Origin of the sequence: Nonomuraea sp. NPDC005692 (genome assembly GCF_040631115.1) — a bacterium.
In the GTDB taxonomy this organism is placed as follows: Bacteria; Actinomycetota; Actinomycetes; order Streptosporangiales; family Streptosporangiaceae; genus Nonomuraea.
In genome coordinates, this window is the sequence record NZ_JBEXYU010000007.1 from 411,552 (window position 1) to 420,811 (window position 9,260).

Annotated in this window: 8 protein-coding genes; 3 read left to right on the top strand and 5 right to left on the bottom strand. The window is 72.1% G+C overall.

The genetic code is table 11. The annotated features are described in order from the left end of the window. The first annotated feature begins 2 nt into the window (after positions 1-2). Positions 3-1,592, top strand: a complete 1,590-nt coding sequence (locus ABZ459_RS19015) for a thiopeptide-type bacteriocin biosynthesis protein (RefSeq protein WP_357971555.1) — start codon at positions 3-5, stop codon at positions 1,590-1,592. A gap of 4 nt (positions 1,593-1,596) precedes the next feature. Here the strand turns inward: ABZ459_RS19015 and ABZ459_RS19020 are convergent, their stop codons facing one another. The 3 genes from ABZ459_RS19020 to ABZ459_RS19030 form a co-directional block, all read right to left on the bottom strand. After that, positions 1,597-2,136: a hypothetical protein gene (locus tag ABZ459_RS19020; protein WP_357971556.1), complete on the bottom strand. Its 540-nt coding sequence runs from the start codon at positions 2,134-2,136 to the stop codon at positions 1,597-1,599. 147 nt (positions 2,137-2,283) lie between these two features. Continuing rightward, positions 2,284-5,352 (bottom strand): BTAD domain-containing putative transcriptional regulator, encoded by a 3,069-nt coding sequence (locus ABZ459_RS19025; protein WP_357971557.1) that lies wholly within the window; start codon positions 5,350-5,352, stop codon positions 2,284-2,286. A 125-nt stretch (positions 5,353-5,477) separates the two neighbouring features. Continuing rightward, positions 5,478-5,600, bottom strand: a complete 123-nt coding sequence (locus ABZ459_RS19030) for a hypothetical protein (RefSeq protein WP_357971558.1) — start codon at positions 5,598-5,600, stop codon at positions 5,478-5,480. A 78-nt stretch (positions 5,601-5,678) separates the two neighbouring features. On the opposite strand from ABZ459_RS19030, the gene ABZ459_RS19035 reads away from it, so the two are divergent. Next, positions 5,679-6,149: a hypothetical protein gene (locus tag ABZ459_RS19035; RefSeq protein WP_357971559.1), complete on the top strand. Its 471-nt coding sequence runs from the start codon at positions 5,679-5,681 to the stop codon at positions 6,147-6,149. A 226-nt stretch (positions 6,150-6,375) separates the two neighbouring features. Here ABZ459_RS19035 and ABZ459_RS19040 read toward each other — a convergent pair whose 3' ends face one another. Further along, the gene (locus ABZ459_RS19040) at positions 6,376-7,746 is read right to left on the bottom strand and encodes an MFS transporter (RefSeq protein WP_357971566.1); all 1,371 of its coding nucleotides are present in this window, start codon (positions 7,744-7,746) and stop codon (positions 6,376-6,378) included. A gap of 67 nt (positions 7,747-7,813) precedes the next feature. Between ABZ459_RS19040 and ABZ459_RS19045 the strand changes: the two genes are divergently transcribed. Continuing rightward, positions 7,814-8,548, top strand: a complete 735-nt coding sequence (locus ABZ459_RS19045; RefSeq protein ID WP_357971560.1) for a helix-turn-helix transcriptional regulator — start codon at positions 7,814-7,816, stop codon at positions 8,546-8,548. A 108-nt stretch (positions 8,549-8,656) separates the two neighbouring features. Here the strand turns inward: ABZ459_RS19045 and ABZ459_RS19050 are convergent, their stop codons facing one another. Beyond that, positions 8,657-8,812, bottom strand: a complete 156-nt coding sequence (locus ABZ459_RS19050) for a hypothetical protein (protein WP_357971561.1) — start codon at positions 8,810-8,812, stop codon at positions 8,657-8,659. Positions 8,813-9,260: the final 448 nt, after the last annotated feature.

The following is a 9,260-nucleotide window of genomic DNA, read 5'->3' on the forward strand; positions in this document are numbered from 1 at the left end:
CCGTGGACACCTGGACGAGCCTGCATTGCTTCGTGCACTGGTCCGTGGAGCGGACCGACGACTTCCTCACCGGCGTCCTGGGCCCGCTCATGGCCGCCCGCCGCACGTCCGGTTGGTTCTTCATCAGGTACTGGGAGGGCGGGCCGCACCTGCGCGTGCGCGCCCTCGGCGTCGGCGACCCGGCGGAGCTGGAGCGGGCGGTGACGGACGCGCTGGCGGACGCCCCGCCCGCCGACCTGCCCGCCGACCCCGGCTGGACGCCGCACGGGATCGTGAAGTCGATCGCCTACGAGCCGGAGACCGGCAGGTACGGCGAAGCCGAGGGCATCGGCGTGGCCGAGCGGGTCTTCTGCCGCTCCACCGAGACCGCCGTGGAGGCGCTGTCAGGGCGCTTCCCGCAAGGACGGATGAGCGCCGCCATCCACCTCGTCCGCGCCACCACGCTGGGACTCGGCCTGGACGAGCGGGCCGCGGCGGCCTGGCTGCGCAGGCACGCGGCGAGCTGGCGGTACACCAGCGAGGTCGAGCTCCTGCCGCCCGCCGTGCCCCTGGCGCGCACCGCCAGGCTCGTGGCCGGCCAGGGCGAGGCGCTGCGCCACCTGCTGGCCGCCGCCGAGGACGACGACCTGTGCGTCCGCTGGAGCCGTACGGTGGCCGAGGCGGACGGCGAGCTGGCCGCGCGCGGGCTCGACGAGGTGCGCCGGCTGTGGATCTGGGCGTCGCAGCTGCACATGCTCTGCAACCGCCTGGGCGTCCTGCCCGACGAGGAGCGCGCGGTGTGCTGGCTGGTCGCCGCGCTGCTGGCCGCCGACGCGGGAGCCGACCAGCGCTACCTGGAGGAGTCGAAGTACCCGCCGGGGATCCTGCCGTCGCTGCCCGACGACTCCCACGGCGAGCCGTCCCGGGACCGGCCGCCGATGCCCGGACTGCCCGAGGTGCGCCTGCCGGAGGGCCCGCCGCTCAGCCTGCCGCTGGGCGAGGCCCTGAACCGCCGGGCCTCCTGCCGTACCTTCACCGGCCCGGTGGGCGCCGCGGAGCTGGGCTCGCTGCTGGGCCTGGCGTTCGGCGCCAGGGCCGACCGCACGCTGCGCTTCGGCGACGGCCCCGCCCATGCCTACCGGCGCCGCCCGTTCCCCGGCGCGGGAGCCAGGTACGGCACGCGCCTGCGTCTGGTCGTGCGCGAGGTCGAAGGGCTGGACCCGGGCACCTACCACGTCGGCGAGGACGGCCGCACCCTGCGACGGCTCGGAGCGCCGCCGGCGGACGACGAACTGGCGGCCACCTCGATGTGGCTGACCTCGGCGCAGGTGGACGAGCGGCTCGGCCTGATCGACGTCACCCGCGTGCCCGCCGTCCTGCTGCTGACCGCCCACCTCGACACCCATCGGCCCAGGTACGGCACGCGGGCCCTGCGCTTCGCCCTGCTGGAGGCAGGCCACGTCGCGCAGAACCTGACCCTGGCGGCGACCGCGCTGGGGCTGGGCACGATCACCCTCGGCGGTTTCTACGACGACCTGGTGCACGAGCTGTTCGGGCTCGACGGGGTCGCCGAGAGCGCGCTGTACCTGCTGCCGGTCGGCCTTCCCGGCTGAGCCGTCAGCCGAGCAGGCCGTCCTCACGGGCGCAGCGAGCCAGGTCCACCTTGGTGTAGGCGCTGCGCCCGCAGTCGGCGTACTTGCGTTTGATGCGTTCCAGGTACTTCTTGGCCGTGGACGGCTGGATGCCCGCCCGGCGCGCGGCGGTCTCCAGCGTGAGCCCGGAGGCGTAGCCGAGCAGCACCGCCCGTTCCTGGCCCGACAGCTGCGGGCCGGCCCCCAGCAAGGTGCGGATGGCGGGCGCGAGCCGGCCGGGCGCGAGAGCGGACTGCGCGGGCGCCTCCACGAGGGTGGCGTCCTCGCCGAGTGCGAAGGCGCGGTGGCCCGCGGCGCGCAGGAGCCGGAGGGTCTCGGCGCCGTCGGGCGGCCCGGCCAGGGCGGCGTCCACGACGATCACGTCCGCCCGGTCCCCCTGCCGCTCGGTCAGCTCGGGGAGGCTGCCGGCCCTGGCCAGAAGCCTGCAGCCCGGGTCGGCCGCCAGCGAGGCGATGGCGACGACCAGCAGATCGGGATTGTCGATGATCAGGGACACGGAGATCATGGGCGCTCCAGGCGGGGAGGGGGGCGGTCCCGGCGGCGGATCCGGCAGTGGATCCGGCAGTGGATCCGGCAGTGGATCCGGCAGTGGATCCGCCACGGAGGCTAGACCACCTGAATGGATCACGACTGGACGCCGAATGGATCATCGTCAGCCGGTGACTCCGGCGACGAGCGTCTCGATCTCTCCCATCTCATGCCGGTTGCCGATCCTCCCGTACAGTCCCCTGGCCTCCTCCCACGCCGCCAGGGCCTGCGCGTTCTCGCCCAGCATGACGTGCGCGATGCCGAGGGCCTTCAGCACCATGGCCTGAAGGTGCAGCACCCCCAGCTCGCGGAAGACCCGCAAGGAGAACAGCAGACGCTCGCGCGCCTGCTCGAAGTGGCCGTTCACCAGGTCCCTGGTGGCCAGGCTCCGCGAGACGATGGCGCGGGTGATCTCGCCGGCCATCTCCTCGCCGAGCTCCTCGGCCGTGTCGAGGAAGGAGTCGGCGTCCGGCTGCCCGGTGAGCACCCCGCTCTCGCCGAGCACGACCAGCGCCAGCAGCTCCTTCAGCCGCACTCCGAGGCTCCTGCTGAGTCGCAGGCCCTGCAGCAGCGCCTCGCGGCTCTCGTCGTAGCGGCCCTGGTAGTGGCGGACCATGCCGAGCGAGCGGAGCGCCGTCAGGTGCAGCCGGTTCACCTTGCGATCCCTGGCCCGCTCGACCACCTGCTCGAGGTGCGCCGAGGCGAGTTCCAGCTCGCCGCGCTCGCGGTAGGAGAAACCCAGTCCCGCGTGGACGAAGTCGAAGCCCGCATCGTGGCCGTGCTCCCTGGTCAGCCGTTGCGCCAGGTGCATCAGCTCCAGACCCTCCTCGCCGTGCCCCTCGTCGTGCCCCTCGGCGAGCACCGCGGTGCCCAGCATCGCGAGCGCATGGATCTCGCCGCGGACGTCTCCCACCGAGCGGAACAGGTCGAGCGCGATCTGGGCGTGCTCGTGCATCGCGATCGGCTGGATCATCGGCACGCTGAACAGGTAGGCGAGGTTGCGGGCCATCACCGCCCGCCCACGCGGAACGTCCTCGCCACACGCCGCCATCGCGGCCGCGTGCACCGCCTGGCTCTCCTCCAGCAGGTCGCGCATCTCGTGGAAGCCCACGCACGCCTCGGCCAGGTTCCACGCCAGGTCAGCTCGTCCCTCGCGAGCGCTCTGCGTGATCACGACCGCCAGGTTCGCCCGCTCGCTCTGGAACCATTTCACCGGATCGTCCAGCAGCAGTCCGGTGTGCTCCGCCGGCAGCCTCCTGCGGGGCGCCGGACCGCGCAGCGCGGGCAGGGTCCGGTAGGCCAGTTCCGTGTCCGCCTGCTCGGCGAGCGAGAGCCAGGTCGCGTAGGCCCTGACCCTGGCCTCCTCCCGCGCGGCCTCGTCGTCCTCCAGCGCCGCCCGCTCTGCCGCGTACAGCTTGATCAGGTCGTGCATGCGGTAACGCGGCTCGCCTGTCTCGTCCTCGTCGGCGACCGACACCAGCTGCACGTCGATGAGCTGGTCGAGAAGGCGCTCCGCCTGGTCCTGCGGCTCGTCCAGGAGGGCCGCCAGGGTCCAGTCGGCGAAGTCGGCGACGTCCAGCAGCCCCAGGACGCGGAAGGCCCGCCGTACGGCCGGCGGCAGCGCGTCGTAGCTCAGCCCGAAGGTCGCCCGCACCGCCAGGTCACCGGCCGACAGGTGGTCCAGCCTGCGGCGCTCGTTGCTCAGCTGCCTGCGAAAACGTTCCAGGCTCAGCTGGGGCTGGGCGGCCAGGCGGGCGCCCGCCACGCGGACGGCCAGCGGGATGTGGCCGCACGCCTCCAGGATCGCGCGGGCGGCGTCGCCCTCACCCCTCACCCGCTGCTCGCCGATCAGGTGCACGAGCAGGTCCATCGCCTCGTCGGCGGTGAAGACGTCGAGGTCGAGCCGGTGCGCGCCGCTCAATCCCATGAGCCGCGACCGGCTGGTGACCACCGTGGCGCAGGTGGCGGCGCCGGGCAGCAACGGGCGCACCTGGCTCTCCTCCACGGCGTTGTCCAGCACCAGCAGCACCCGGCGGCCCGCCATCCTGCTGCGGTACAGCGCCACCCGGTCGTCGAGCTCCTTGGGGATGACAGCCCCGTTCACGCCCATGGACATCAGCAGCCGGTGCAGCACCGCCGCGGGATCGGCGGCGGGCCGGTCGGTGCCGTGCAGGTCGACGAAGAGCTGGCCGTCGGGGAAGTTCTCCCGCACCAGATGCCCCAGATGCACGGCCAGGGTGGTCTTGCCGACGCCGCCCAGCCCGGTGACCACCGCCGTCGGCATCGCCGTACGACCGTCGGCCGGGGAGCCGAGGATGCGCGACAGCGCCGAGAGCTGGCCGAGCCGGCCCGAGAAGTCGCTGATGTCGGGAGGGAGCTGGGCGGGGACGGGTAATCTTCCCCACCCCGGCGCGACCGGCGGCCGGCCCGCCTGCGGCTTGGCGGCCTGCTGCTTGCCCGGCTGGAGCGTGTCGGCGTGCAGGGCGAGCTCGTGGGCGGCACTGAGCTGCGCACCCGGCCGCACGCCGAGTTCCTCGTCGAGCCTGCGGCTGATGTCGCGGTAGTGCATCAGCGCCTCGGCCCGCCTGCCGGTGGCCAGGTAGAGCTCGATGAGGACGCTGTGAACGCGCTCGTCCAGCGGCGCCATACGGCCTATCTCCTCGGCCAGGGGCAGCACGTCGACCGCGTGCCCGTTCAGGACGGCCGATTCGGCAAAGGTCTCCAGGGCGACGATCAGCTCCTGGGCCAGTCCCGCCAGCAGCGGATGCCCCGCCAGGGGGCGCAGCTCGGCCAGCGGCTGGCCGCGCCAGAGCGCCACCGCCCGCCGCACCGCATCGTGACCGCCACCCTGCCTGGCCAGGGCGCGAAACTTCCAGAGGTCCACCTCGACCTCGTCGGTGCTGAGCAGGTAGCCGTCGCCGACGCGCGGGAGCAGGCGGCTGGCCACGCGGCTGGGGCGATCGGGTTCGAGGATGCGCCGCAGCCGTTTGACGTAGGTGTGCAGGACATTGACGGCCGTGACGGGCGATCTCTCGCCCCACAGGACGTCGACCAGCTCTGACATCGGCGTGCAGCGTCCCTCGGCCAGGGCCAGCACGGCCAGGACGCTTCGCTGCTGGGCCGGCCCGAGGTCGAGTTCCGCCTGCCCGCGATGAGCACGGAGGGAGCCGAGGATCTCTATCCGCAACGTCACCCACGGCAGTATGGAGGCAATCGCGACCAAGATCCAGGGCCCGACGGGCGTGGGGTGCCCGGTGACAGCCAGGAGCAGAGGAGCGGAGCCGTCAAGGTGCGGTACGTGACCCGCCTGCCCAAGAACTACTGCGGGTCCGAGGACGGCGAGACAATCCAGTCGTCCGATGTCGTGGGCTCGTCCGGCAGGTCGTTACAGGTCGTGGTGGGCAGCGGCCCGGCCTCGTACAGCGCGTTCTTGACGAGCACGGGGTTCTTGCTGTCCCCACGTGTTCTCCAGGCAGCGCAGGGCGTCGTTGATGGGCCGACCGGCTGGGCGCCGGGCGCGTGCCCCGCGTCGTGGTCGTGGACTGGCTGGTGGGCCGGGCCTCGCCGGAGTTCGTGGCGGGCCTGCGGGCCGGTTACCACCCGGACACCTGGAGGGCGGGACGCCAGAGGTTGTTCGACATCTGGCTCGACCGCTCCGACAGCCCGGAGGTGCGGCGCCACCTGGAGGAGGAGATGGCCGGCTTCGAGGAGGAGATGTGGACCAGGTCCTGCCGGGTGATCGAGGCGGCGTACGCCCGGTGGGGCTCGCCGCTGGAGCGGATGCTGGCGATCAAGGAGGAACGGCCCATCGCGCACCTGTTCTCGCAGCCCGGCGACCTCGGCCACCGCCGGGAGCAGCGCGCGTTCAGCGCCGGGCACCCGTGGTTCCAGCCGCGCTGGCTGGGCGGTCCCACGCACTTCCCGACCCTCGACTCGCCCGAGCTCATCTCCGAGGCGATCCTGGCGTTCACGGCGGGCGCGGGACGCTGAGCCGCGTGCGGGGCCGGTGGCTGGGGCTCGCGTATGCTTGCGGTCCCATGAGCGAGCAGTTGACGATCGGCGAGCTGGCCGAGCATCCGAACGAAAAGTCCCGTTAGCAGAGCAGCGTTGAGCGGCTTGCCGTGACTATCCGTTCAAATGCATCTCGCCGAAGGGTTTCCGCAGGTCATGGCGGAAGCGGGCGTGTCCCTGCGGATTCAGGCCGAGTCACGCCTACTCAGGGCCGGGGAGCGGTTGCCGGCTTGCTTCGGCCATCGGCTTCATGTGCAGCGGTCTGCCGCGGGCCGCTGGCCCGTGACGGCAGCAGTACGACGATGATCACAGCACCGAGCGCCACGCAGACCGCGCCCGCCGTGAGCCCGCCCGAGTAGCCCATGATGGCCAGCGCGGCCACCCCGACGGCACCGCCGACCTGCTGAACGGAGGTGAACAGGGCCGAGCCGAGACCGGCGTCCTCCTCGGTGGTGCCGTCGACCGCGGCCACCGCCATGACGGGCAGGCTCAGCCCGTTGCCCACACTCAGTATGAGCATGCCGGGCAGGACGTGGGCGGTGTAGGAGTCGCCCGCCGCCACGCCGGACAGCAGCAGCAGGCCGGTGATGTTGACCAAGAAGGCCAGCAGGAGCGCCCAGCGCGTCCCGATCCTGAGCGAAACGCGGGAGGACAGCCACATGCCCGCCAGGATGCCGGCGCCGTAGGGCAGATAGGCGATGCCGGCCAGGAACGGGCTGTAGCCCAGAACGGTCTGCACTTGGATCATCAGCAGGAACGACATCGCGTACATCGCCATCGAGAACAGCAGGGTCGCGCCGTTGGCCACCGCCCGCGTCCGCGAGGCCAGGAACGATGCAGGCACCAGCGGCGCCGCCGCCCGCGACTCGACCATCAGGAACGCCGCTGCCAGGACCGCGGAGAACCCGACGGCCCCGATGACGATCGGATCGCTCCAGCCGGTCTCTCCGGCCCTCAGCAGCCCGTACACCAGCGACACCGCAGCACCGGTGACCAGGACCGCGCCGGGAACGTCGAGGCGGCGCCGCCTGCCGAGGGCGCGGGACTCGGGGACCAGGCGCGGGAGCAACGCCAGGGCCACGGCGACGATGGGCAGGTTGATCAGGAAGATGCCGCGCCAGGACACCAGATCGGTCAGTGCCCCGGACAGCACCAGGCCCGAGGTCCCGCCCAGGGCGGCGATACCACCCCAGATGCCCAGCGCCTTGGCCCGCTCCTCCGGCCCCGGATACAGCAACGTGATCATCGACATCGCCGCCGGGCTGGCCATCGCAGCGCCGCCGCCCTGGACAAACCGCCCGATCACGAGCTGCCACGGCTCCTGAGCCAGCCCGCAGCCCAGGCTGGCCACCCCGAACAACGCCACCCCGATGAGGAAGACGCGACGGCGGCCCAGCAGATCCGCCATCCGGCCGCACAGCAGCAGCAAACCGCCGAAGGCCAGGAAGTAGGCGTTGACGACCCAGGGCAAGCCAGACGCGCTGAAGCCCAGCTCATCGCTGATGCTGGGCAGGGCAACGTTCACGACGGTGTCATCAAGCACGAGCATGAACTGGACGAGACACAACACAATCATCGGCACCCGACGACGTTATGATCCGCCGTATTTGGCCACAATCCGCGATGAGGCCAGACTGTGTCGCATGGAGGACATAGGCGCGATCATCGTCGGCCACTTCCCACTTGCCTCGGGTGAGTGGATCCCCCCGCACCGCCACACCCACCACCAAATCGCCTGGACCCGGCGCGGCGTCCTGAGCGTAAAAGTGGGCGAGGTGTACTGGGTCCTGCCGCCCACCAGGGCGCTGTGGCTGCCCGCGGGGGTCGCCCACGCCACCGGCGCGACCCGCGACGCCGTGCTCTGCAGCCTGTACCTGGCGCCGGAGCGCTGCCCACTGGACTGGCCCGAGCCCACGGCGGTCGGCGTGGACGGCCTGCTGGCCGAGCTGATCGGGTACCTGGCACGCACCGACCTCACCGGCGACGCGCGACTGCGCGCCGAGGCGGTGGTGCCCGACCTGCTACGCCCGCTGCCCACCCGGCCCATCGACGTGCCCCAGCCCACCGACGAGCGTGTCCGGGTGGTGGCGGCCGCCCTGCTGGCCAATCCCGCCGACCCGCGCAGCCTGGAGGCTCACGCCCGCGCGGCGGGCGTGAGCAGGCGGACGTTGACGCGGTTGTTCGTGCGCGACACGGGCATGAGCTTCGATCATTGGCGCACGCAGGTACGGCTGCGCGCCGCCCTCCCGCTGCTGGCCGAGGGGCAGCCGGTGTCGCGGGTAGCACACGACGTGGGGTACGCCACGGCGAGCGCCTTCCTGGCCGCCTTCCGCCGCACCGTCGGCACCACACCCCGGCGCTACCTGATCAGTCGTTGACTTTGATCTTCTCCATGGCAGCCGGGGAGATGACTCTGGCAACGCGCTGACGGCTTGTTCAGCACGGGCTAAGTGGTCGGCGGGCCGCCAGCCGCATGTCGTCGGACGTCAGGTGGCTGGGGCGAATTCGTCGGCACGGTCGGCCGCCCACTGCGCGAGCGTGCGGCCCTTCCTGCCGGTGACCTGCTCGAAGGCGGGTGAGACCGGCGGGGGCTCGTCGGCGTACTCGGCCTGGTAGCACAGGACGTACTCGGCGATCTCCATGGGGAGCCCAGCCTTGATGTAGGCCTGGCGGGCTTGCCCGAACGTCAGCCCTTCGAACGCGAACTTCGCGATGGTGGAGATCGGTGCAGGGGGGTGCCATCGGAATACGGCAGAGCTGGGCCGCGAGGTGAGATAGCCGCTGGTCAGCGTCGCGCGAGGGCTGCGTAGGCGGCGGAGCGACCGATTTGAGGGTGCGGGCGGCCTCGCTGACCGAGACGCCGTCGTCGATCAGGCGATGCAGTGTGGCAGTTCGGCGGTGCCTGTGACGCGTGGCCGGCTGGTCTTCCCCTTGCCGGGCAGCAAAGCGCCAGTGGCTTCGCGGCGCCGGACCGTGAGGCCCGACGCCGCCGCGGGCGGCCAGGTCAGTCGCGCGCGGAGCCGCCCGTGGCCGGTGTGTTCAGCTGCGTGCTCGTCAGGCCGGTGAGCTCCTCGAGGGAGACGCTGTGCC

Bases quoted from the DNA above. Each gene is read 5' to 3' on its own strand.
- ABZ459_RS19045 (WP_357971560.1), top strand. From the start codon at position 7,814: ATGGAGGACATAGGCGCGATCATCGTCGGCCACTTCCCACTTGCCTCG.
- ABZ459_RS19050 (WP_357971561.1), bottom strand. From the start codon at position 8,812: ATGGAGATCGCCGAGTACGTCCTGTGCTACCAGGCCGAGTACGCCGAC.
- ABZ459_RS19020 (WP_357971556.1), bottom strand. From the start codon at position 2,136: ATGATCTCCGTGTCCCTGATCATCGACAATCCCGATCTGCTGGTCGTC.
- ABZ459_RS19040 (WP_357971566.1), bottom strand. From the start codon at position 7,746: ATGATTGTGTTGTGTCTCGTCCAGTTCATGCTCGTGCTTGATGACACC.